Annotated in this window: 22 protein-coding genes, 1 tRNA gene and 1 pseudogene; 8 read left to right on the top strand and 16 right to left on the bottom strand. The window is 41.7% G+C overall.

All coding sequences use genetic code 11. From position 1 onward, the window contains the following. Window positions 1–400: 400 nt before the first annotated feature. A complete protein-coding gene (locus H6G96_RS32385; protein WP_190917311.1) occupies window positions 401–1,033 on the bottom strand; it encodes a hypothetical protein in 633 nt (210 codons plus the stop codon). Window positions 1,034–1,150: 117 nt separating this feature from the next. On the opposite strand from H6G96_RS32385, the gene H6G96_RS32380 reads away from it, so the two are divergent. After that, window positions 1,151–2,017 (top strand): hypothetical protein, encoded by an 867-nt coding sequence (locus tag H6G96_RS32380; RefSeq protein ID WP_190917309.1) that lies wholly within the window; start codon window positions 1,151–1,153, stop codon window positions 2,015–2,017. Window positions 2,018–2,045: 28 nt separating this feature from the next. Here the strand turns inward: H6G96_RS32380 and H6G96_RS32375 are convergent, their stop codons facing one another. From H6G96_RS32375 to H6G96_RS32360, 3 genes are all read right to left on the bottom strand, one after another. Then, window positions 2,046–3,452: a 1-acyl-sn-glycerol-3-phosphate acyltransferase gene (locus H6G96_RS32375; protein ID WP_190917307.1), complete on the bottom strand. Its 1,407-nt coding sequence runs from the start codon at window positions 3,450–3,452 to the stop codon at window positions 2,046–2,048. Window positions 3,453–3,533: 81 nt separating this feature from the next. After that, window positions 3,534–3,980: a DUF2127 domain-containing protein gene (locus H6G96_RS32370; protein WP_190917305.1), complete on the bottom strand. Its 447-nt coding sequence runs from the start codon at window positions 3,978–3,980 to the stop codon at window positions 3,534–3,536. Window positions 3,981–4,386: 406 nt separating this feature from the next. Further along, a tRNA-Ala gene (locus tag H6G96_RS32360) sits at window positions 4,387–4,459 on the bottom strand. 71 nt (window positions 4,460–4,530) lie between these two features. Here H6G96_RS32360 and H6G96_RS32355 point away from each other — a divergent pair. Further along, complete coding sequence (locus H6G96_RS32355; protein WP_190917301.1) at window positions 4,531–5,448, top strand: rhodanese-related sulfurtransferase; 918 nt, start codon at window positions 4,531–4,533, stop codon at window positions 5,446–5,448. A 2-nt stretch (window positions 5,449–5,450) separates the two neighbouring features. On the opposite strand, the pseudogene H6G96_RS42950 reads toward H6G96_RS32355, so the two are convergent. The 4 genes and pseudogenes from H6G96_RS42950 to H6G96_RS32340 form a co-directional block, all read right to left on the bottom strand. Beyond that, window positions 5,451–5,672, bottom strand: a pseudogene (locus H6G96_RS42950) (GAF domain-containing protein); the annotation flags it as partial. Window positions 5,673–5,776: 104 nt separating this feature from the next. Further along, a complete protein-coding gene (locus H6G96_RS32350) occupies window positions 5,777–7,600 on the bottom strand; it encodes a DUF262 domain-containing protein (protein ID WP_190917299.1) in 1,824 nt (607 codons plus the stop codon). Between the two features lie 117 nt (window positions 7,601–7,717). After that, window positions 7,718–9,247: a SagB/ThcOx family dehydrogenase gene (locus H6G96_RS32345; RefSeq protein WP_190917297.1), complete on the bottom strand. Its 1,530-nt coding sequence runs from the start codon at window positions 9,245–9,247 to the stop codon at window positions 7,718–7,720. A gap of 231 nt (window positions 9,248–9,478) precedes the next feature. After that, complete coding sequence (locus H6G96_RS32340; protein ID WP_190917295.1) at window positions 9,479–10,327, bottom strand: M28 family peptidase; 849 nt, start codon at window positions 10,325–10,327, stop codon at window positions 9,479–9,481. A 312-nt stretch (window positions 10,328–10,639) separates the two neighbouring features. Here H6G96_RS32340 and dnaK point away from each other — a divergent pair, with 312 nt between their 5' ends. Together dnaK and H6G96_RS32330 are read left to right on the top strand one after the other, a co-directional pair. Then, complete coding sequence (gene dnaK / locus H6G96_RS32335; protein ID WP_190917293.1) at window positions 10,640–12,724, top strand: molecular chaperone DnaK; 2,085 nt, start codon at window positions 10,640–10,642, stop codon at window positions 12,722–12,724. A 145-nt stretch (window positions 12,725–12,869) separates the two neighbouring features. Then, on the top strand, window positions 12,870–13,865 hold the full coding sequence (locus tag H6G96_RS32330; RefSeq protein WP_190917291.1) for a J domain-containing protein: 996 nt from the start codon (window positions 12,870–12,872) through the stop codon (window positions 13,863–13,865). A 153-nt stretch (window positions 13,866–14,018) separates the two neighbouring features. On the opposite strand, the gene H6G96_RS32325 is transcribed toward H6G96_RS32330, so the two are convergent. Both H6G96_RS32325 and H6G96_RS32320 read right to left on the bottom strand, forming a co-directional pair. Continuing rightward, complete coding sequence (locus tag H6G96_RS32325) at window positions 14,019–14,318, bottom strand: type II toxin-antitoxin system RelE/ParE family toxin (RefSeq protein WP_190917289.1); 300 nt, start codon at window positions 14,316–14,318, stop codon at window positions 14,019–14,021. Continuing rightward, complete coding sequence (locus tag H6G96_RS32320; RefSeq protein ID WP_190917287.1) at window positions 14,315–14,674, bottom strand: type II toxin-antitoxin system prevent-host-death family antitoxin; 360 nt, start codon at window positions 14,672–14,674, stop codon at window positions 14,315–14,317. The genes H6G96_RS32325 and H6G96_RS32320 overlap by 4 nt, the downstream gene beginning before the upstream one ends. 147 nt (window positions 14,675–14,821) lie before the next feature. Here H6G96_RS32320 and H6G96_RS32315 point away from each other — a divergent pair, with 147 nt between their 5' ends. Together H6G96_RS32315 and H6G96_RS32310 are read left to right on the top strand one after the other, a co-directional pair. Further along, entirely contained in the window at window positions 14,822–15,343 is a 522-nt protein-coding gene (locus tag H6G96_RS32315; protein WP_190917327.1) for a J domain-containing protein, read from the top strand. Window positions 15,344–15,381: 38 nt separating this feature from the next. Further along, window positions 15,382–15,654, top strand: a complete 273-nt coding sequence (locus tag H6G96_RS32310) for a DUF3143 domain-containing protein (protein WP_190917285.1) — start codon at window positions 15,382–15,384, stop codon at window positions 15,652–15,654. A 94-nt stretch (window positions 15,655–15,748) separates the two neighbouring features. Here the strand turns inward: H6G96_RS32310 and H6G96_RS32305 are convergent, their stop codons facing one another. The 5 genes from H6G96_RS32305 to lysA form a co-directional block, all read right to left on the bottom strand. After that, on the bottom strand, window positions 15,749–16,036 hold the full coding sequence (locus H6G96_RS32305) for a DUF2442 domain-containing protein (protein ID WP_190917283.1): 288 nt from the start codon (window positions 16,034–16,036) through the stop codon (window positions 15,749–15,751). Window positions 16,037–16,053: 17 nt separating this feature from the next. Next, window positions 16,054–16,293 carry a DUF4160 domain-containing protein gene (locus H6G96_RS32300; protein ID WP_190917325.1) on the bottom strand — a complete coding sequence of 80 codons (240 nt, stop codon included), beginning with the start codon at window positions 16,291–16,293 and terminating at the stop codon, window positions 16,054–16,056. 8 nt (window positions 16,294–16,301) lie between these two features. After that, window positions 16,302–17,051 carry an isoprenyl transferase gene (locus tag H6G96_RS32295; RefSeq protein WP_190917281.1) on the bottom strand — a complete coding sequence of 250 codons (750 nt, stop codon included), beginning with the start codon at window positions 17,049–17,051 and terminating at the stop codon, window positions 16,302–16,304. Beyond that, entirely contained in the window at window positions 17,048–17,971 is a 924-nt protein-coding gene (gene cdaA, locus H6G96_RS32290) for a diadenylate cyclase CdaA (RefSeq protein WP_190917279.1), read from the bottom strand. The genes H6G96_RS32295 and cdaA overlap by 4 nt, the downstream gene beginning before the upstream one ends. Window positions 17,972–18,103: 132 nt before the next feature. Next, the gene (gene lysA / locus H6G96_RS32285) at window positions 18,104–19,534 is read right to left on the bottom strand and encodes a diaminopimelate decarboxylase (RefSeq protein WP_190917277.1); all 1,431 of its coding nucleotides are present in this window, start codon (window positions 19,532–19,534) and stop codon (window positions 18,104–18,106) included. 92 nt (window positions 19,535–19,626) lie between these two features. On the opposite strand from lysA, the gene rimI reads away from it, so the two are divergent. Together rimI and H6G96_RS32275 are read left to right on the top strand one after the other, a co-directional pair. Further along, window positions 19,627–20,178: a ribosomal protein S18-alanine N-acetyltransferase gene (gene rimI, locus H6G96_RS32280; protein WP_190917275.1), complete on the top strand. Its 552-nt coding sequence runs from the start codon at window positions 19,627–19,629 to the stop codon at window positions 20,176–20,178. 624 nt (window positions 20,179–20,802) lie between these two features. After that, window positions 20,803–23,271: an ATP-dependent Clp protease ATP-binding subunit gene (locus H6G96_RS32275; protein WP_190895090.1), complete on the top strand. Its 2,469-nt coding sequence runs from the start codon at window positions 20,803–20,805 to the stop codon at window positions 23,269–23,271. Between the two features lie 155 nt (window positions 23,272–23,426). On the opposite strand, the gene H6G96_RS32270 is transcribed toward H6G96_RS32275, so the two are convergent. Then, window positions 23,427–24,083 carry an RNA-binding protein gene (locus H6G96_RS32270; protein ID WP_190917273.1) on the bottom strand — a complete coding sequence of 219 codons (657 nt, stop codon included), beginning with the start codon at window positions 24,081–24,083 and terminating at the stop codon, window positions 23,427–23,429. Window positions 24,084–24,091: the final 8 nt, after the last annotated feature.

The raw sequence follows: 24,091 nt of genomic DNA, 5'->3' as shown, positions 1-24,091 counted from the left end.
AGGTAGCTGTTTTTCATTGGGTTTAACAAAAACAAAAGTTGTGGTTATCAACATCGTGATGTTTGTTATGAATGTCGCAATGTTTCGTATTAACATCGTGATGTTTGTCATGAACGTCGCAATGTTTCGTATTAATATCATGATGTTCGTCATGAATGTCGCAATGTTTCGTATTAACATCGTGATGTTCGTCATGAATGTTGCAATGTTTCGTATTAATATCATGATGTTTGTCATGAATGTCGCAATGTTTCGTATTAATATCATGATGTTTGTCATGAATGTCGCAATGTTTGTGAGGAACATCCCAATGTTTCTGGTTAATATTGTGTTTGTCGTTAGAAACGTCAAAAAGCTTAGGGGCATAGATATACACCCCTACAGATGAATTAATTTACGCTCAATAAGGTTTTGCCAGAATAGTGATCGTTCTTTGTTGCGAATTGAACTGGATTTTATCTACCACATATTGCCGATTTCTCGCCACTGATTGAATACCCCGCAACTGTGCTGTGGTAACTACGGGTGGTTTCAGCTTTACCACGGCTTGACCCTGAGTAGAATTTTTTATAGTAAAAGTATTTAGAGGGATACCACTCCAAGTTACTAGTTTACCTGTAGGGCGATCGCGCTCACCGCGAATAATTTGCCGGCCATTACTTCTGTAAACCAATGCCCCATTCTTAAAAACTACTCTTTGAATTTTGTTCAGGGGAATTGTGGCAGTTTTACCACTACGCTGAATTGATAGTGCTTCTCCCTGTGCATCAATTCCTGTTATCTGGCCACTACTTGACTCACCCCCCTTAAGGATGACTTCTGCTAACTCTGGTAATGCTACTGCAAGGTCTAATTCATCTGTGTTGACTGGTGTCTGTACCAACAACAAATTTCCCGTTTTGATATCCTGGCTGATTACAGCTTGAATGTTTCCTGCGATCGCTGTTGCCATTACTAAGATTGCCACAACCCATCCCTGGAAAAAAGCTTTCATGGCTTTAACGGTATATTTGAATATGTTTAAGTTTCTCATTAAACTTCAAAGGCGAATACCAAATTTACGTAAAATCACAACAACAAGATCCCCGACTTCTTTAAGAAGTCGGGGATCTGAGCCTAAAGTTAGTAGATTTTTTCCCTCGTCTCCCCTATGACCCAAACCCCCAACCAGGAAAGCAATATTTTAGGTAAATTCACCAGTGTACTGGGCTTACTGGGTGCGGCGCTTTTCTTTGCAGGCTGGATTTACCGTTGGTCATATTTCTACTTTTTTCAACTAGAAGTCAATACTCTCGACTTACCTGCACAGTCTTTTTTGATAGTTCCCCTGCAAATATTTTTCGGAGATATCTGGACAATCTGCAAAACAGCGATCGCCTTTTTTATGGCTGCGATCGCAATTCAAGCAACATTATGGTTAATTAAAATCATCAGTGAAACGGTAGTCTCTGCCAGCCAATTATTACTAAATCGCATCATCTCTGCAACTCAACACAAACGCTCATGGACAGCTAAACAGCTTAAATCTCTAGCTGAATTTGGTTTTGGGCAATTGCGTTCAGTTGATTTTCTGCGATCACTAGTCAATGAAATAGTAATAGTATCCTGGGTTTTAATAGTGATATTTTGGTTAGCTCGTTGGCAAGGCGTTGCAGATGCTGGTCAAAACTCCACCTTACCCGTTGTAGCCTTAATTACACCTGAAGAAAAGTTTGCTGTGGGACGTAAACTTGATGATATATTTACCAATCCATCCTTAAAAGGCTACCGCATAATTGGCGATCTAGGTCTATTCGATGACTTGCGAGGCAGAGAAGATACTGATATTATTACTAATCCAAAGCAGCCGCGAGTTTGGCGTTTACTCCTAGAACGTGGCGGCTGGATTTATTTGTTTCGAGCATTGCCCCCAAATGCAAAACCTAACGAAATACCATCGGTGTTGGCAATTCAACAAAGTGATAAGGGACATATAATAATTCGCAGTCCAGAAGTTTCTAAAACTAGTTATCCTTGAGGATAATTATCACCTCTGCGTTGGGCAATCAAGCAATCATCTTCTCTAAAGCAACCTGCAAATCTTTTGTTAAATCGCTCACAGCTTTTTTAGCCGCATTGCGATCGCCTTGACAATTTTTCCAGCGTTCGGTTACTGAAATTGGCTCCCCCACGGTAATTTGTGCCTGTCGCAAACCTAAGCGAGGTCGCCCTGGAAGTGTTGTATCTTGAATTCTAGAAAGCATATCAAATACAAGCAAAGCTGTTTCCGCAAACCGTTCCGCCGTCGGTTGTTCCTGAATATAACTAGCTGTAACTGCAACAAAACTTTCCACTATCCGCATATGCCGCATTCGCAAGTCTGCTTCTTGGGCAATCCAGTCTGCCAAACCGCGTTTAAAAGGTGGTAAAGCATTGATATCTGGCAAATCTTCCCGATAAATGTAATTCCAGCCAGCCTCTTCCAATCGGCGACAGCGATCAATAAAATTACCTTGCCCTTGAACTCCAAAATATTGTTCAGCAACTTGTAAAGCCTTATCCAGTAACCGATAAAGTCGAGCAATCAACACCTGATTGTGACTAGCAGATTCATCAGTTGAGATGGTTTTTGGGATGTCTTGATGATAGAAGCGACGATAAAACTCTTCCATCTCGGTAATTAGATATTCAGCTAACCTACAGAGGCGTTGATGGTAAATCTCTTCGTTCGCGCCTTGCTCAATTTCCATTGGCGGCAAGCCACTATCAGCTTCCAACTTACTGAGCAGCCAATCCAGTTTAGACCAAGGTGGCTCAACGTAGCAATACTGGATAGCGATCGGCACAATGATCACAGTCTCAGTCCGATTAGCTTTTTGCAAGTCTTCCACACACCAGAACCCCATTTGAGCAACACCGGGTTCCAAGGGGCTAACAATACCACTATGACCATTAGTACCGCCTTCTGGTGCTACTGCGATCGGTAGTTTGCCATTAGCAAACAACTCCCGTGCTGTTTGAATAGCTTGGCGATCTAGTCGCCTACCGCGATGAACCGGCACACCTCCTAACCGAGAAAACAACCAACCTAGCCAGTTTCCAGCCCAAACCGTCATACCCCGGTCATAGAGAAAATAGCTGTGAACAAGCGATCGCAGTGTAATACCTTTCTGACGAGCAACCTGTGGCACAATGCGGGAAAGCAAATATAGCATACACAGGGGATCTTCCACCTCTGGATGGCGAAATGCCAACAAAAAGCGAATTTTTCCAGCCTGAAATTGTTGATAAAGTTCAGCTAATACCTCAACGTTATTGGCTTCAACCCCCACAATACCAGCCGTTAGCCAAGGACGAGTGCGGAACCGTAGTGCGATCGGTAGTAACCACCGAACAATCTGGAGTACCAGGGGGTTCAATCGTTGAGTAATAAATTTTAGTGGTGGTTGAGTAGACTGAATCGATCTAGGCAAGTCGCTCTCCAGATTGTATTTCTAGCGATTGTACAACGTGCGGTCTTAGTTTTGTGTTGACCCAAAGAATCAAAGAAAAAATTAATTTGGATGTTTAGGAAAATTGCGGAGTAAATAGCCAAGGACTGCTAAGTTCAACAAAAAAATCAATATTTTTATAACAGATATTCCCCGAATTAATTCATAAATCTCTGGTGGAATACTAATGCCGACAAGTCCCAATACTAAGATATGTGCCCAACGCTTTTCGTACCATAAACCAACGGCTTCGATACTAGTAACAATAGCATAGACACCTGCTCCAATGCCGCTAAATGCTAAGGTTCGGGGATTTAAGTTGAGAACTTCTTTTAAAAGCCAATTAATAATTATCGATTTACCTTCTAAAACATAATTTTTTGAAAACATCTCTAGAGTGTGATAATTTTTTAATGCCAATAATAAAGTGAGTGAAGTAACCATAAGCAGCAACGCGACAAATGATTTGTAGAGAACAATTGCCACTAACCCCAATGGACGCTTTTTCAAACAACCCCCTAAGTAGGTAGAACCCAAACTTTGATTGAGTAGTTTTTAATGATGCCAACTAAGACGTTTATTGTAGCAATACTTAATCGCCGCACATTTTGCTCCCAATAAGTAAACTAAATGTCCATTGCCTACAAAGTAAAATAACTCCATTACTTCATAAGGAATAGGGTTTGAGTAAAAGGGACTGGGGATTGGGGATTAGGTACTCTTTATTGGGTTATAAAATAAAAAATTATGGTAGTTGCTCTGACACCTCCCAAATTTTGGGATGTTTCCCAGTCCCCAGTCCCCAGTACCGGAGCTGCGTTCCTCCCGCCACTAACATAAGGTATGGTGGGGAACTCCTCGCCGCGACGAGTTGATGTAGACATAGCAAATGTAAGATAAATTACATCTAATGTAATGGAGGTTAGCGGACTCGAACCGCTGACATCCTGCTTGCAAAGCAGGCGCTCTACCAACTGAGCTAAACCCCCATAAAATTAAAATAGTGGGTAACTTTGGTTGCCGTTGTTATTGTAACTTATATTGTTCAATTACCAAAGGGATGAAGCCAGAAAATATCCAAGTTGTTGCAGCACTGTATAAATTTGTCAAGTTGCCAGATTTTGCCGAGAAACGAGATCCTTTACTTTCTTACTGCCAAGCACAAGGTGTGAAGGGGACAATTTTGCTGGCACAAGAAGGTATTAACGGTACAATTGCGGGTTCGCGTCAGGCGATTGATTCTGTTCTCAGGTTTCTGCGTACTGATCCTCGTCTAGCAGACTTAGAATACAAAGAGTCCCATACTGAAACCCCACCCTTTGAGCGCATGAAGGTGCGGTTGAAGCAAGAAATTGTTACTCTGGGATTGCCTGAAATTGACCCAAATGAACAAGTTGGCACTTATGTAAGTCCCCAAGAATGGAATGATTTGATTTGTGATCCAGAAGTAACCGTTATTGATACCCGTAATGATTATGAGGTGAATATCGGTACTTTCCAAGGAGCAGAAAATCCGCAAACTCACTCATTCCGGGAATTTCCCGATTATGTGCTACACCACCTTGACCCAAGTAAACATAAAAAGGTTGCTCTGTTTTGTACGGGTGGCATTCGCTGTGAAAAAGCTTCATCTTTCATGCTTGCTCAAGGCTTTGCAGAAGTCTATCATCTCAAGGGCGGCATTCTCAAGTATTTACAAGAAGTTCCAGCACAGGAAAGTTTATGGGAAGGGGAATGTTTTGTCTTTGACGAGCGTGTAGCTGTCAGTCATGGGTTAGAGGAAGGAAGTTATGAGTTATGTTTCTGTTGTGGGCGTCCGATTTCTGAGGAAGATAAGGTGTCTTCAAAGTATGAGCAAGGTATCTCCTGCCCCTATTGTTTTGATAGCCTCACTGAGGAGAAAAGAGCGCGTCAGCAAGAAAAATGGCGGCACTACCAAACCCAAGTTGTTAATTCTAAAAATCACGATGTAAGTTAATGCTATTGTCCAGAAAAATCTAAGTTAGAGTACCTTTCTCTTAAATCCTCTATATACCTAATTCCTTGCCCTGCCAACTGTTGTAAGGCTACTTGCTCTTTAACAGTCAAATTTCGCGGTGCAAAATCAATTACACAAAGACTACCTAATGCAAAGCCGTTAGAGGTAATTAGAGGAACACCTGCATAAAAGCGGAAATAATGATTTGATGTTACAAGGGGGTTTGTGGCAAATCGTTAATCTGAAAATATAATTAAATGTTTGTAAAATGTGCAATTTTTGTGATTCTGCCTTAAATTTGCAACTTCAATGCTGAACAGCTTATCATTTATGGATAAAAAATCTTGATAGCAACATCTACGAGTAAATTTTTATGATTGTTTATTTCTTGCTGAGTCCAATTTGTTTGCACTGCTATATCTCTATTCAATAACATAGATGAAGCTTGATAAAGTGGTATTTTTTGAACGAAGGTATCATTTCCACCATAAGTATTTTGTGCAGGGTCTAAAATGGTAAGGTTTCCCAACGTATTTTTCAGAGGTTCTAGATTAGAATCTAAAAAACTTTTCTCTGCGTTTTGTGGATATATATGTTCGATCGATGTGCCAGCAAAGTCATAGACTCTACTTTTGTCAACACATTCGGGATTTCCTACAGCACCATTCTTATACCATTGGTAGTAATATTCAACTGCCATTAAAAAGTATTTTAGTGGCTTATTGCTACCACCTGAATCTCTATATTCAAGAGTCTCAAGATTAGTTTTAAATACACGTTCTGGTGCTTTATCATCTATTAGTCGCCGTAACTTTTGCCTCAAGCTTGATGCATTATAGGAATCGGGATTTTGTCTAATTTCAAGTAACTCCTGATAATAAATAGTTTTTAGGGGAGTCACATGTTGGTTGCATATTATTTTGTAGCGGAAGAAGACCTTTTCTAAAATCTGTACTATTTCTGCAAAACGTTTATGATCAAGCTTGGATGCAGCTAAAAATAATGGGACAGATAATTCATGATCCAGTTCTTTCAAAAGAAGATTTAAACGAGTTCTATCCCAACTCATAATAGGCTGTTTCACTTCGTAAAGCCATTGTCCTTCAACTAGTAGCCTACAGCTTTTGATGTCATCATGTATATTATTTAGTTTTGTATGTACTTCTATAACCTCATCTTCTTTAAAATTCTCTGTTTTATGATTTTTATGCTGAGGAAAAAATTTATCGAGAAATAGATCAAAGAGAGAATCTTGCCTAGCCCTGTTACCCTGGTAAGATTCGTAAATCCAATTCAAATATTTTTCTGTATCCGATGGAGGATCTGCAAGGATATTATTCCATAAGACTTCAACTTTATCCTGATACTGATTAAAACCTTCTACAATTTCTAAAGTTTTTGCTTTTAATAAGTCTCCTACTGTTAAATTAGTTCCCCTATCATTAATAACTTGAAATAAACGGAAGGCATCTTCTTTACTATCAGTAACCATATATAGTATTGTAAAATCAATATCTATAATATTTTGAATAATTTCAACATTATCCATTTTGCCTTCTAATGTAGAACTATCAATAATGTCTCTCACAGCTTTATCTAAAGCCGTATATGCAGATAAAATTCTGTTATGAGAATCTCGTAAAACTGATGATTTTCTGCCTCTAATCAGTTCTTTGTAAAACGGGTGATCTACTATTGATAGCCTTAAAACTTCTACAGAATTTATCTTTCTTTGAACTTCTTGGCTAAACTCTATAAATCTTTCAGAAATAAGTTTAATTCGACTATCGAGTATAATTTTATTATCAGAGCTACCAGATTTTTCAGCTTGTTTTTTTAAGTCCTCATATATCTTGATTAGACAAGATACTAATATAGTAAAAGTTGCTATTCTCTGCTGTCCATCAATAATTTCATATTCATGTTGATTTACTGTTCCTCCAACAGAATATCTGACACAAAGTACCCCTCCGAAGAAATGATTAACAGGGGAATTTGATTTTCTTCTATTAAAGCAGTTCTTTAAATCTTTTATAAAGTCCTCTACTGATTCGGAACTCCATGCATAAGCTCTTTGATACTTAGGAATAAAAAACATGGGCCTGTACTCAAAGAGACTTCCCACAGAGGTATATGTTGGTTCAATTTTCATAGCAATCTAGTAGTGTAAAGTATGTCTGATAGTTTACACTAAGCAAATACCACTTGTACACAGACGCAAAGAACACAGAAAGAAACTCTTTGCATTCTTTGTGCCTCCAGATTATTTCTATCTTGGCCGTCCCAGCGTGGTGATATATAGAACAGCTTCATCAGCAGGAATACCCAAAACTTCATTGACTTGATCATCAAAGAAACCACCAATACCACTAACGCCTACATTTAGGCGCATTGCAGCTAAATTCAGGCGCTGTCCCAAATGTCCGGCATCCATGTGTAAGTAACGGTAAACGCGATCGCCATATTGTGCGATCGCAGCTTTCAGATCAGCTGTATGAAACAATACTGCTGCTGCATCCCGTCCTAATTCTTGCCCCAAACAGAGAAAATGTAACTCTCGCCGAAAGTTTTTAAAGCGAATTTGGCGTAATTCTTGGGCTTTGGGTGCGTAATAATAACAACCTGCATCCAATCCTTTGACTCCGCAAACAGCAATAAATGTTTCTATTAAATTCAAATCAAAGTAGTCTGGAGAAATATCTAAACTTTGGTCAATGTAATTTTGCGGTTGGTAAGTGAAATCGAGTAAACCTTTCAATTCATCAAAATTTAAATCATCACCATTATAAGCGCGGGTAGAGCGTCGCTTATACATAGTAATTTCCAGTTCTGACAGCTTTTGTCCCCAATCTATAGGCGCAGTGGTGGTGGGAATTTTCAAACAGAAAGGAAAGTTATATTTATCCTCCAAAGATTTTTCTTGTTTGATAGTTGGTAGATTGAGATTGCCAGTTACACCTGATTGGATCTGGGTGTATTGATGGAAATATGTCAGCAATTCCCCATCGGGAATTTGGGGATAACTGGTTTCGGTGGTGGAAGGTAAAGCAGTACATCCTAATGGTAAATTTTGATTGACATCTAACAAGTCTGCCAGAGGTAAGACAGCGATCGCACCTTCTTGTTGCGGATCAATATAAAGCAGATCGTTTACCAATTCATCCACAAAACCGCCGATTAAATGGGGGCGATAGTCAGTAATCGCACCAGCTAACTCGATATTGCCCAACAGGTGCCCCGTATCTAGAAAAATCCGCCGATAAGCCCGATCTTCATAGCGCCACGCAGAACGATAGAAAACCGCAGTCACAATAATTGCAAGTTGGGTATTTTCTAGGGAAGGATGCCAGAAACAAGCCGCTTGGAGATTTTGCCAAACATCACTTTCCCAATAATGCATGAGAGAATGAGTCCGACACTGGTAGTTATATAGACCAGGTGGCAATAACGCCGTGCCACGAGAAACCACATATACCTCAGCCGGGTATAATCCGCCTGCACTGGGAGCAGCACGTAAATACACAGCACTACCCATAGAAGGCATTCTCGCCGTCAATCCATAGCTGCGAAATAGCAACCGGGAAAGTCTTTGCCACCATTGAGCATCTGGGTTATTAGCACCTTCTGCTTTTTCTTGGATATAGGGTTTGAGATCAAAAGTAGAGCCAATTTTGTACTCTTTGAAAGGTACTGGCTGTTTAGCCCAGTCTAACTGCTGACTTTTAGAGGCGAGAGTCTCAGGATCGTATTTAGTCCGTTCGTGATAATGCTGGGCAATTGATTGGTGTAATTCTGGCATAGTACTTTTAATATTCTTGGGGCATCCTTTTTTGATCTTGGCATTCATTAGCCCCATTGTTTCGTGTTAATTCGTACAATCCTCATAGTCGCAAAGTGGTAATTGGTAACAACTGGATTAGGAATTGGGGAATGGGGATTGGGCAAAAAGAATGTAGAGACGTAGCACTGCTACGTCTCTACAAGGGTTCTGGATCATGCATATTTAATTTTTGGACATATCTAAATATTTTCACAACCGCCGAATTGCAATTTCTAACCCTTCACATACACCAGTAAGAAAATTTAAATCTAAGGTAGCGATCGCATCACTAGCTTTGTGATAATGGGGATTTCGTAAGAATGCCGTATCTGTAACCATCATTGCCGGATAACCCAAATCCCAAAAAGGTGCATGATCGCTAAGTCTGGTTTGGGGAACTATTAAACCTCGATTCGGCACAGGTAGCCATTGAGTAGGTACGCCAGCTTTGCGAATATTACGGCTCATGCCAATTAAGTCAGGCAATGTCCGTAAATTGCCAATTAAAGCAATGAAATCACCTCTGTCTGGGTAGAAGCGTTCCAGAGGAGGGGGATAACTTTGGGAACCAGGCGTAGAATCGGTATAACCCAGCATTTCTAAGGAGATCATTAAGCGTAGCTGTTGCTTTTGTTCGTGCAACAGGGCTGCATAATCGGCACTACCCAGTAAGCCGTATTCTTCCATGTCGAAAGCAACTAGCCTTAAAGGATATCTTGCAGCTTGGGCAGCAAACTTTCTGGCTAATTCCAGCAACACCGCCACACCCGTGGCATTATCATCAGCCGCTACTGTTCCCGGAACGCCATCATAATGAGCGCCAATTAAAATCGGTAGCAAATCCTTTTTTTGTTGTCTCCCTTGGGAAGGTAAATTTAATATCAAGTTCTTACAAGCTTTACCCCTGACTTCAAAGGTGTGGATTTCCACACTCCCCCATTGGGAAAATTGCTGGCGAATGTATTCTTGGACAAAAAAATGTCCAGCCGTTGCCATGTAAGGATCGCGTTCTCGCGCAATCTCGGCTAGGGAAGTTTGTAATCGCTCTGTTAAATTCAAATGGTTAAAATAGTGGCAATATTAAGGTTTTCAGGCACTCAAACAAGCAAAGCAAGTATCATTAAGGTGCATTTACAAACTTGCAGATACACTACATAGAAAGGATAACAAGAATTGAGGGTGCTTGGACATACCAATCATCGTCAATGCTATCCTAGTCTTGCAACTATCTGCTCTAGCTGAACTTCTTAGCTTATTGCCTTAATGATGACTATTATACCATTGAGGTGTTTTCATCCAATAGCACAAAGCTAGAGGTAGTTCCGCCCAATCATAATAAATATATAAGACACTTTAGGAGAAGAGTAACGCATGGGCAAGGTAGTCGGCATCGACTTGGGTACAACCAACTCAGTAGTCGCCGTTATGGAGGGTGGCAAGCCGGTGGTGATTGCCAATGCAGAAGGAATGCGAACAACCCCCTCCGTAGTTGGTTTCAGCAAAGAAGGCGAAAGGGTGGTTGGGCAAATGGCACGGCGGCAAACCGTCCTCAATCCACAAAATACTTTTTTCGCAGTTAAACGCTTCATTGGGCGCAAGTATGGCGAACTTAGTCCAGATTCCAAGCGTGTACCCTACACCATCCGCAAGGACGAAGTAGGCAATATTAAAGTTGCCTGTCCGCGTCTCAACAAGGATTTCGCCCCAGAAGAAATTTCAGCAATGGTGCTGAAGAAATTGGCAGACGATGCTAGTCGCTATTTGGGTGAACCGGTAACAGGGGCAGTGATTACAGTACCCGCTTATTTTAACGATTCTCAACGGCAGGCAACCCGCGATGCTGGCAGAATTGCCGGTTTAGAGGTGCTGCGGATTCTTAATGAACCAACTGCTGCATCTTTGGCTTATGGATTAGATCGGGGTGACACGGAAACTATCTTAGTATTTGACTTGGGTGGTGGTACTTTTGACGTGTCAATTTTAGAAGTAGGCGATGGCATATTTGAAGTTAAAGCTACCAGTGGAGATACGCAACTTGGTGGTAACGACTTTGATAAAGTAATAGTAGATTGGCTAGCAGAGCAATTTCTGGAAGCCGAAGGGATAGATTTAAGACGCGAGAGACAATCTTTACAACGTCTGATGGAAGCGGCGGAAAAAGCCAAAATTGAGCTTTCTGCTGTCAGCGTCACCGAAATTAACTTACCTTTTATTGCTGCTGATCAGGAAGGCCCCAAACATCTGGAAACTCGTCTAACGCGTTCTCAATTTGAAGGCTTGTGTGGTGATTTGGTGGGGCGATTGCGGACACCAGTGAAACGCGCCCTCAAAGATGCCGGACTCTCATCTAGAGACATTGAAGAAGTGGTGTTAGTTGGCGGTTCTACACGAATGCCAATGGTGAAGCAGCTAGTACGGGACTTAATTGGCATAGAACCTAACGAAAACGTCAACCCTGATGAAGTAGTGGGAGTGGGTGCAGCAATTCAAGCAGGAATTCTCGCAGGCGAACTCAAAGATGTGCTGCTTTTGGATGTCACACCCCTTTCTATGGGATTGGAAACCATCGGCGGCGTAATGAAAAAACTTATTCCTCGCAATACTACCATCCCAGTCCGTCGTTCTGATATTTTTTCCACTTCCGAAAATAACCAAAATACTGTGGAAATCCACGTAGTCCAGGGTGAACGGGAAATGGCAGCAAACAATAAGTCTTTAGGACGTTTCAAGCTGTATGGCATTCCACCAGCACCACGAGGAATTCCCCAAGTTCAAGTGTCATTTGATATTGATGCTAACGGTATTTTACAGGTAACAGCCTTAGATAGAACCACTGGGCGAGAGCAGAGTATCACTATTCAAGGTGCTTCCACCTTGAACGAGTCAGAAGTAAATCGGATGATTCAAGATGCTCAGAAATACGCTGATGTTGATCGCGAACGTAAAGAACGGGTAGAAAAGCGGACTCGTTCAGAGGCGTTGATTTTCCAAGCAGAACGGCAACTTAGAGAAGTAGCACTAGAATTTGGTATGCAGTTTGCCCGAAACCGCCGCCAAAGAATTGATAATATTTGCCGAGACTTAAAAGAGAGTCTTAAGGAAAATAGCGATCGCGGTATTGACCAAGCCTACGCCGATTTGCAAGATGCTCTCTATGAGCTAAATCGGGAAGTCAGGGAAACTTATGCTGAAGATGAAGATGACGACTTGTTTGGTACAATCCGTGACATCTTTACTGGTGATAAAGATAAAGAACGCGACTTTCCTAGAGATACGTATCGGGAACGCGATTCATACAGTAAGGACTATGGCAGAGATTACGGTAAAGACTATAGCAGAGACTATAGTCGAGACAGTCGTTCTTCCTCTTATGAAAGTCAAAGCCGTGCGCCACGCAAATCCCGTCCCAGTTACCAAGATAACTGGGATGACGAAGAAGACAATGATTGGTTGTAATACTCCTAATAAAAGTGAGAAGTGAGGAGTGAGGAGTGAGGAGTTAAAAATTAAATCTTTCAACTCCTAACTCCTGTACAGACGCGATTAATCGCTACTCCTAATTAAGCCAAAATCTAAAATCTAAAATTTAAATAACTGAACTATGCAAAATTTGCCGAATTTCCGCGATTACTACGAGATTTTAGGAGTATCTAAAGACGCCTCTGGTGAGGAAATTAAAAAGGTTTATCGGCGCTTAGCAAGACAATATCACCCCGATCTCAATCCGGGTAACAAAGAATCGGAGGAAAAATTCAAGGATATTGGCGAGGCTTATGAAGTCCTTTCGGACTCAGCCAAGCGATCGCAATACGATCAGTTTAGCCGCTACTGGAAGCAAAAAGGCTTTGCAGGCAATAAACAAGCGCCAAAAGCTAAAACCTGGCAGAGTAACCCTAGCGATCGCAACGGCAGTCAGGACGTAGATCCCAGCCAATACTCTGATTTTGAAAGCTTTATTAATCAAGTTATCGGTGTCAAAAATAAGAGTGGCGCAAGTAAGTCTAATAATGGCAATACTAGCGATCCGTTTCGTTCCCCCAGAACAAAAGTTGCCTACACAGTTAGCACCCCACCTCGCACTACCCGTCGAGATATAGAAGCTAGATTAACGCTCCCACTAGAAAAAGCTTACCAAGGTGGTAATGAACGCATTCGTTTGGAAGATGGGCGATCGCTAGAAGTTAGTATGCCTCCAGGTATGGTAACAGGTCAAACCATCCGTTTGCGAAACCAAGGCGTTGGTGGTGGCGATTTATACTTAAAAATTACCGTTAATCCTCATCCATTATTTAAGCTAGATGGTTTAAATATCCTCTGCCAAGTACCAGTTACTCCCACTGAGGCAGTTTTAGGAGGACAGGTAGAAGCACCAACTTTGGACGGCCCTGTAAAAATGACCATCCCTCAAGGAGTTAGGTCTGGTCAAAAATTCCGGCTAGGGAATAAAGGCTACCCCAGCGATGATGGCAAACGTGGCGATCAATTAGTAGAAATTCAAATAGTCACACCGAAAAATATTAGTGAAGAAGAACGGGAACTGTACGAAAAGTTACGGCAAATCGAAACCTTTAAACCCCGTGCTGATTTATTGGGTTAGGAATGAGATAGCATATCCAGCTATTGACCAAAATATTTTGTAATTAATGGTATAAATCCCTTAATTTATCAATGGAGAAAAAATGTAATCAATATTTCAAGCCCTCTCATTTATTCGTGGGAACTTAACTATGAATTACGAATTATTTTGACCTCAACTTTTATCTTGAAAAATAGTTTCTATATCTTGTGATCCGTGCAATATACGTGCAATTTCTATGCCTTCGTCTATTGGACGATAAAAAATTAAATAATTTTTTACCGGAAAACTTCGCAAAAAAGGTGCCAATTCAGTCCGTTCTCTGCCCATTTGGGGAAATTTAGCCAGTTTTGGAAAACTTTCTCGCAGAGTATCAAAAAGTCTATTAGCAGCTTTTAAATTATTTGGCGGTACATATTCCCAGATATTTTCAATATCTTGCGCTGCCTGGGTAGAAATCCGAAATTGACTCATACAGAATCGCTGTCAGCCAATTTTTCCTGCCCTCGTGCTTTAATATTTGCAAAAAAAGCCGAAAGTGACTCGTCATTATATTCAGTATATTGGCCGCTCTCAAGCTGCTTAATCCCAATATCGATTTGACTGCGTAACGCTTCTAGCTTAAATTTTTCGAGTTCTTCCTCAAGACGAGCGAGTTTATCTATCATCTGCTGAAACGCTTGCGCTTCATGTACCACAACCTCCGCTTTCCCGTTTACAGTTAGTACAAGTGGCGACTTTGTGGACTTGATTCGCTCTAGGTAATCCTTGGCATTGCGTTTAAAATCGGTGAGAGTTTGAATATTTTCGAGATTAATTTTGATATCCATCGCATCTAATTCAATGCTTTATAAAATATTTTATCAAATACTTGACCAGCTCTGTCTTCTTCCGTCTTGCCCAATCACAAAGGATTTAGAATATAAAAAATATCTTTGAGCAAGGTGACTCAAACAGCCGTGAATCAAAACGGGGCAATGCCACAAAGCAGTAAACCAACTTATTACTCCCTGCTAGGACTGCATCCCTCGGCATCGGTAATCGACATTCGTCGTGCTTATAGGCAACTGAGCAAACGCTATCATCCTGATACTACAGACTTGCCTACTGCGATCGCCACTCTCAAATTTCAGCAAATCAACGAAGCCTACGCTACCCTTAGCCATCCAGAACGGCGGTTAAGCTATGATTCAAAAATTGGCTATTCTCGCTTTGCGGTGATTCAACCACCTCCTGACTTGAACCGTCCCGTCTCGCGTCATGACTGGTCAAAATCAGCTTATCTCGATCCTAGCGATCGCCCCCTCTCATCTGGCGAAATTTTTGCTTTATTTATGCTGGTGTTAACATTTGTAGGTTGTCTGCTACTAGCAATTGCCATTGGCTTAACTCGTGGTGAGGCTGCGATCCATTCGCCTTTGCTACAGCCAACTCCATCTGTACAACAGCAGATAACCCATGTATTACAACTAATTACCCCTATAGTAATTAAAAACTAAAAAATTTCCTAATCCAAAATCTCAAATCCAAAATTCCTATGCCTCTTCTTCCCTCTGATACCCCGTTATATAATCATCCCCTGCCACAAATTGAACAGTGGCTAAAAGACCAAGGCTGTCAACAAGACGACACACAGAGGCATTGCTGGCACATACAGCGCCCTAGTTGGAAAGCTGAACTATGGCTCGATGTTGAGCAAATTGTAGTGCGATATGTCCAATCTGGAGAAAATGGGCAAGATATCCAACGTTCATTCAAATATTCTCTCAGTCGGGATGATGTAGAACAAGCGGTGTTTTCTGGGCCATAAGGAATTGCTGAGTACAGTTGAGCGTAAATTTAGACCAAAGTCGATAGTGCAACCAACCTTCAAGAAGCTTTAAAAAGGGAGGAAAGCCATCGTACTATGGCTGCTGAATGCGATCACTAGCCTTGTCTTCACTCTCCATCAAGGACATACCATTCTTCCAAAGCTCATACTCGCTAAGATCAATCTCCTCATTCCACACAATCCCATAGCCCCCTGGCTCGACTTTAAAGTTCTTAAAAAAAGCAGGTTGTCGAAGTGGAGAAAACATTGGAGTATCTAAGAGATGACGAACATCGTATTTTTTCACCTCTTGATTGGTAAATTCAATCACTAAAGTTGTATCATCCATTGCTTTGGCTTGATGAATTCTGGGATACTTCATAATGCTTCTAACTAAATTTACTTCAAAGGAGGTAGCTTACGAAACTCCTGGGTATTCCACATTTGTAACAGTTCTTGCTGGTATAAAGTTGCCCACTCTTGGACTAGCTTTTGTGCGCGATTTGGCAAATCTCCTTCAATGGTTTCAAGTGATTCAATGCTGATTAACGCATTGTACTCGCCATAGATTGCATGAAAATGAGGTGGAGGTGATCGCCAATCTTGTAGCTTCGCTAACGCATCTACATATTTATAAATGTATTATTTTACACTTTCCCAAATCGTCGTTCGCGTTGCTGGTAGGCACATAAGGCGCGGTGAAACTCAGCCCGGTCAAAATCTGGCCAAAGAGCATCAGTGATGTAAATTTCTCCATAAGCCATTTGCCAGAGAAGAAAATTTGAGAGACGCATTTCTCCACTGGTGCGAATTAACAAATCTGGGTCAGTAATTCCGGCTGTGTACAAGTGGCTCTCAAAGACCTGTTCATTAATTTCATCGGGTTGTAGCAGACCTTGCTGGACTTGTTTTGCGATCGCCTGACAAGCTTGTAAAATCTCTTGCCGTCCGCCATAATTAGTTGCTACTGAAAATCGGATACCACCATTATGCTTTGTTGCTTCCATTGAACGGGATATTTCTTGTTGGAGCGATCGTGGCAGGGCCTGCAAATTTCCCACAAACTTAATTTGAACATTCTCTTCGATCATTTCCCGCAATTCTTGGCGCAAAACTCTTTGAAACAGAGTCATCAAAAAATCTACCTCTTCCTGCGGCCTTTTCCAGTTTTCTGTTGAAAAAGCATAAGCCGTCAGCGCCTGAATTCCCCAATCTTGACAACAGCGAAGTAAATCCTTGAGAGCATCTACTCCTCGCTTATGACCCATAATCCGTGGTAGACCCTGACGTTTAGCCCATCGACCATTGCCATCCATAATCACCGCAACGTGCTGCGGCAATTGTTCTCGTTTTAAGTCAGTAGGCAAATCTTGCAGTTTAGTTTGTTGTGCTGTCATTTTTTATCTCGAGAAGCGGTCGATGGTAATCCGAGTAAACGTGAAACCAGTGCTAGTGCCTTCCCACCTGTCTGACGAACAAAACTCAATAGACCAGGAGCAACAGCTTCCCTATCTACGGTTGGGGATAAAAGAGCCTCTAATGACTCTTTCAGTTTCCTAATCGTCAGGGGTCTATTTAAGGTTCCCCGTTCCGCTAAGGAAATGGAACCCGTTTCTTCAGAAACAACGACACAAATGCAATTTTCGACCCGCTCAGTAATTCCCATTGCCGCCCGATGGCGTGTTCCCAACTGGCGTGAGGCTGTGCGTCCCGAAAGTGGTAAAATTATACCTGATGAGATGATCCGTGATCCGCGAATTAATGTTGCCCCATCGTGTAGCAAAGTTTTCGGCTGAAAAATTGTCTGGATTAGTTCTTTAGAAACCTCCGCATTTAGCTTTACTCCTGGCACAGAAAAATCTCGCTCATCAATTGGCCCTGTGGTTTCCACAATTAGTAAAGCTCCAATACGGTTTTTTGACAATTCTTTAACAGCCTCAACAATTTCATCAATTACACTATCAGATTTGGGGATTGCCAGCCGATCGGGTTGAAACAGCTGGCGGAATTCGCCACGCCCTAATTGCTCCAAAAATCGCCGAAACTCTGACTGTAGAGCAACTGCCATCGCTACAGCACAACCAATCACCAGTTTTTCTAGTACAAAACTTAGCAGAGGTAGTCCTAAGCTGCCACTTAGTGCTGAGGCTAGCATTAAGATAATGAATCCCCTCACCATCCATAGTGTTCGGCGCTCACTAATAATAACTAGTATCATGTACGTCAGCGCCAGCACTAACACAATATCCAGAGTCCCAAGTAGCAAGGACTGTGACCATCCCAGGTTTATCAGCCATTGCGTCCACCAATCTCTCATGACATCTGGATTACACTTTTGCCTCTAATTACGATTGGGAGTTATGAGTTATGAGTTAGGAGTTATGAGTTAGGAGTTATGAAAAAAACTTTAATTCACAACTCATAACTTAAAATACACAACTTCTAACTTCTAACTATTAACTCCTAACTCTTGATTTTTTAGTCTTTCTGGTAGGCGATCTTGCCGAATTAAGTCTTGATAAGTTTCACGTTGCAAAATTAAATTTGCTTCGCCATTCGCTACTACGACTGCTGCCGGTCGGGGTAAGCGGTTGTAGTTAGATGCCATACTGTAATTGTACGCACCAGTTCCCATAACTACGAGAATATCTCCTGGTTCAGTCTTTGGAAGTAGTGCATTCTTAATCAGAATATCTCCTGATTCACAATGTTTACCAGCAATTGTGACTGTTTGAGTTAAAGGAGAAGACATTTTATTGGCAACGACTGCCCGATAAACTGATTGGTAAGTAATCGGACGGGGATTGTCAGACATTCCCCCATTGATCGCTACGTAGGTACGAATTTCTGGGATAACTTTGGATGAACCAATAGTATAAGCAGTGACGCAAGCCGTGGCAATTAGCGATCGCCCCGGTTCACACAATAATTTTGGCAAAGGTAAATTTTCGGCTGCACAAGCTTCTTGGATCACTTCACAAATCGGCTTCACCCACTCTTCAATGCTAGGGGGATCGTCTGATTCTATATATTTAATCCCTAAACCACCGCCGACATTTAACTCTGTCAGTTTTAAACCATGCTTTGCCGCTTTTTGCAACCACTGCACCATCAAAGCTGCTAAATCTCGATGCGGTTGGCGTTCAAAAATTTGGGAACCGATATGAGCATGTAACCCTACGCAGTTAAGGAAAGACTGTTTGCTGACAAAAGTAAATAATTCCTCTAACTCATTTGGATCAAAGCCGAATTTACTATCTAGTTGCCCCGTGCGGATATATTCATGTGTGTGACATTCAATACCTGGGGTCAGACGCAACAGGAATCGAGGATGTACAGAGGCAGAATTTGCACTCTCGACAATTTCTACCAAAGTGCGTAACTCGTGCCAGTTATCCACGACAATAGTGCAACCGACTTCTGTAGCAAAAATCAGTTCTTCACGAGATTTATTGTTGTTATGAAGATAGATTTTCTCAGGATTGACACCTGCTTGCAGCGCGGTGTAAAGTTCACCACCTGATGCAACATCAATTCCTAAACCCTCTGATGCTGCGATCGCACAAACGGCTAAACAATTCCAAGCTTTTGAGGCATACAATACTTGAGATTCACCCTTGTAGTATTGCTTGAAAGCATCTCGATATTGCTGACAAGCTGAACGCAGGGTTTCTTCATCTAAAATATATAAAGGTGAACCAAACTGCTCAACTAGGGTTGTGACATCACACCCACCAATTTCCAGGGAGTCATGATTATGGACTCTGGCAGTTAAGGGTAAAAGTTCCTGATTAGGCGATGGATTTGCTTTGGTGTCGTGCCTTTGAGGTAAATATTGACTTCCAGAATGTTGAACCCCAGTGGGGTGAGTCGATACCATAACTATAAAAGTTTTCCTTGTTCAAATTACGGGCTTTGAGTTTGTCTCCCGATTCCCAGTGTACAAAGGGTTTGTAACGTTATTCAATAAATGTGATCTCATTAGACTTAGAAATTAAATTACTGACACCAGATAATCTCAGTGCAATACTGGAACTTGATCAAGCTTGTTTTGGCGGACTTTGGACTCTGGAGGGCTACAAACGAGAGTTGGATAGTCCCAACAGCGATATACTCGGTTTATTTTCCCCGTCCTCCAGCACAAGTTTGCTAGGAATGGGTTGCTTTTGGTCAATTTTAGATGAAGCCCACATTACAATTTTGGCGGTTCATCCTCAATATCACCGTCAAGGAATGGGTGCGGCTTTATTATATTCACTCATTAAGACAGCTTGCGATCGCAAAATGGAGCGAGCTACCCTCGAAGTCCGAGCTTCCAACTTGGCGGCAATATCTTTATATCAAAAATTTGGCTTCAAAACAGCTGGACGGCGGCGGCGTTACTACCAAGATAACGGTGAGGATGCCCTAATCCTTTGGCTCCCAGATTTACAACACTCCAAATTTAAAGCAACTTTAGACCAGTGGTATTCTATGGTTAGCGATCGCCTAAACAAATCCTCTTGGCACTTGCTTTTTAAGTAGTTGGGGATTCGTCTTGTCGTCTCGTTCGCAGTTGGAGACAGAGCATGCCTAACGTGGGGACTGCTGCGACCAGAGATTAGGGACAGAGAGCAGGAGAATTCCCTTCTGCCTCCTGCCCTCTGCCTTTCTTGATAATACTTCTTACGACAGATGTATTTTTTCAAATCTATATCACTCGTTCTTGTCAATGCATAACTTTTAGTAGCTAAAGATTACAAATTTTGAATTATTGGAGCTTGCGATCAGCTTCAGCAAAAAAATGTAACTTTGCTGCGCTGATATATATTTAAATATTTAATTTAATAATCAATATTCATAAGCAAAAGCTATAAAAATTTTTCTATACTTGACATTAAAGAAAGCGTATGTTAGTTATAGATGTTTGGGATTGAATAAATTAACTCTCAATGTAAGCAGTGAACTGTTTGTAATAAATCCCAAAAAGGCTGGTGAACTAAAGCTCCTCAGTACACTAGCCAGATAAAAGTAGTTAATAGTTAACAATTAGCCCATCAACTCAAGTCATAGCTTCAGGATGTCTATAATCTGTTATACAGGCATCCAAAAGCTTTGCCTGTGCTAAAATCAGCATACCGGCACGACCGCAGATGATGGGATAAAGCCATGTTTGAGCGCTTCACAGAAAAAGCCATTAAGGTAATCATGCTGGCCCAAGAAGAGGCCCGCCGTTTAGGTCACAACTTTGTTGGAACCGAGCAGATCCTCCTGGGTCTGATTGGCGAAGGCACTGGAGTGGCTGCCAAGGTGCTGAAATCAATGGGCGTCAATCTCAAAGATGCCCGAATTGAAGTTGAAAAAATTATAGGACGGGGATCAGGCTTTGTTGCTGTGGAAATTCCGTTTACGCCACGGGCAAAGCGAGTTTTAGAACTCTCCTTGGAGGAAGCACGCCAACTGGGGCATAACTACATTGGCACCGAGCATCTGCTGTTGGGCCTAATCCGCGAAGGGGAAGGCGTCGCAGCCAGGGTGCTAGAAAACCTCGGTGTGGATCTATCTAAGGTAAGAACCCAAGTCATCCGCATGTTGGGAGAAACTGCTGAAGTTTCACCAGGCGGTTCATCCGGGCGCACAAAAACCCCGACTCTGGATGAATTTGGCTCAAACCTGACTCAGATGGCAATAGATAATAAGCTCGATCCAGTGGTGGGACGCGCTAAAGAAATTGAGCGAGTGATCCAGATATTGGGTCGCCGAACAAAAAATAACCCAGTGCTGATTGGGGAACCAGGGGTTGGTAAAACAGCGATCGCTGAAGGTTTAGCTTCACGCATTGCCACCAAAGATGTCCCTGACATCCTCGAAGATAAACGCGTTGTCACCTTGGATATTGGTTTGCTCGTAGCAGGAACCAAGTACCGGGGTGAATTTGAAGAACGCTTGAAAAAAATCATGGATGAAATCCGCTCGGCGGGTAATGTCATTCTCGTGATTGATGAGGTACACACCTTAATTGGTGCGGGTGCAGCAGAAGGTGCAATTGACGCAGCAAATATCCTCAAGCCAGCTTTGGCTAGAGGTGAGTTGCAGTGTATCGGTGCTACAACCTTAGATGAATACCGGAAGCACATCGAGCGAGATGCAGCGCTAGAGCGACGTTTCCAACCAGTAATGGTTGGTGAACCTACAGTTGATGAAACAATTGAAATTTTATATGGTTTGCGCGAACGCTACGAGCAACACCACAAACTGAAAATTTCCGACGAAGCATTGGTAGCGGCGGCGAAATTGTCAGACCGTTACATTAGCGATCGCTACCTCCCAGATAAAGCCATCGACTTAGTTGATGAAGCTGGTTCTAGGGTGCGCTTGATTAACTCCCAACTGCCACCCGCAGCCAAAGAGTTAGACAAAGAACTGCGTCAGATATTAAAAGAAAAAGATGACGCGGTGCGCTCTCAAGACTTTGACAAAGCTGGAGAACTGCGCGATCGCGAAATGGAAATCAAAGCTGAAATCCGGGCGATCGCTCAAAGCAAGACCAATGCAACAGGCACAGAAGGTGAAGAACCTGTAGTTACAGAAGAAGACATTGCCCACATTGTCGCTTCCTGGACTGGAGTACCGGTGAACAAACTCACCGAATCTGAATCTGAAAAGCTGCTGCACATGGAAGACACCTTGCATCAGCGTTTAATTGGTCAAGACGAAGCTGTGAAAGCAGTTTCACGAGCAATTCGCCGCGCTCGTGTCGGTTTGAAGAATCCTAATCGACCCATAGCTAGCTTTGTCTTCTCTGGTCCTACTGGTGTAGGTAAAACCGAGTTGGCAAAATCCTTAGCTGCTTACTTCTTCGGTTCCGAAGAAGCGATGATCCGCTTAGATATGTCCGAATACATGGAGCGTCACACCGTCAGCAAGCTGATTGGTTCCCCTCCAGGTTATGTTGGCTATAACGAAGGTGGTCAGCTAACCGAAGCCGTGCGGCGGCGTCCTTACACCGTGGTGTTGTTCGACGAAATCGAAAAAGCGCACCCCGATGTATTCAATATGCTGCTGCAAATTTTGGAAGACGGTCGGTTAACTGATGCCAAAGGTCGCACGGTAGACTTCAAGAACACCTTGCTGATTTTAACTTCCAATATTGGTTCTAAGGTAATTGAAAAAGGCGGTAGCGGTATCGGCTTTGAATTCTCTGAAGATGCTAGCGAGTCAACTTACAACCGGATTCGCTCTTTGGTCAACGAAGAACTCAAGCAGTACTTCCGTCCAGAGTTCCTCAACCGACTCGATGAAATTATCGTCTTCCGTCAGTTGAACAAGCCGGAAGTGACCCAAATCGCCGAAATTATGCTCAAGGAAGTATTTGGTCGCCTGACTGAAAAGGGTATCACCTTAGAAGTCACAGACCGCTTCAAGGATCGATTGATCCAAGAAGGTTACAGTCCTAGCTACGGCGCAAGGCCATTACGTCGGGCAATTATGCGCCTGTTAGAAGATAGCCTAGCAGAAGAAATTCTGTCTGGTCGTATCAAGGATGGCGATACAGCCCTTGTTGATGTGGATGAAAATGGCGTTGTGCAAGTTAGTTCTCAACAGCGTCGGGAATTGTTACCCCAAGGTGTTGAGTAAGATTTAAGGTTTGGGATTTAAATCTCAAATAAAAATTAGAAAACGGTAGAGTATTTATTGCTCTACCGTTTTTTTGGAGTGTACAATTGACGATCACATTCCATTTCACTGTTTTTCGTAGTTATTCTCTGTGCTATTTAAATAGTTATTTAATTTTAATTAGATGGAGGATTGCTTAAATTTTGACATATTTCAGATATAAAGATTTTCAAATTTTGGGTAACTAGATCGTAGTCACTACTTTTATAAAAACTTTTCAGAGAACTTAGTTCAGCTTTGACTGGTGTTTTATCTATACTTTCTTGTGATTCTAAATTATTTTTCCCTATTTGTTTATTTGGATTTTTTTGACTGAACTCCACTTCAAGTTTGTTACCATGCCAAATTTGGTTATTAAGATTGGTGACTAAACTTTGTGCGATCTCTAGGCTATCTAGTTTGGCATAGGCATATTTATGTGTTGTGCCCTTAATATTTACCCTCAGACATTTCCCAATCTTTTCACATTCTTCTTTTATATCTTCCTCAGTGCATTCGGGTAGATTTTTGATAATAATATCATGAGATATTTTTGGTCGAAGTGTTGATTTATTATATTTAATTTGGCTAATATTTTCGGCTACTTGCTTCTCGTGATTTAAATTTTCTATTTCAACATTAACGTATTTACCGTTACCATCTTTATGATTTACTAATTCTATTGTTTTTACTTGACTACCATTATTATTAAATATTTTAATTAAATCATTTTTCACTAAATCATCTTCTTTACCTTCAATAGCCCAATTCTGCAAAAATATGCTAATTGTCATTGTCTTTA

The sequence above is a fragment of the Nostoc sp. FACHB-892 genome (assembly GCF_014698795.1).
In the GTDB taxonomy this organism is placed as follows: Bacteria; Cyanobacteriota; Cyanobacteriia; order Cyanobacteriales; family Nostocaceae; genus Nostoc.
This window is presented reverse-complemented; position numbering and strand designations above follow the sequence as displayed.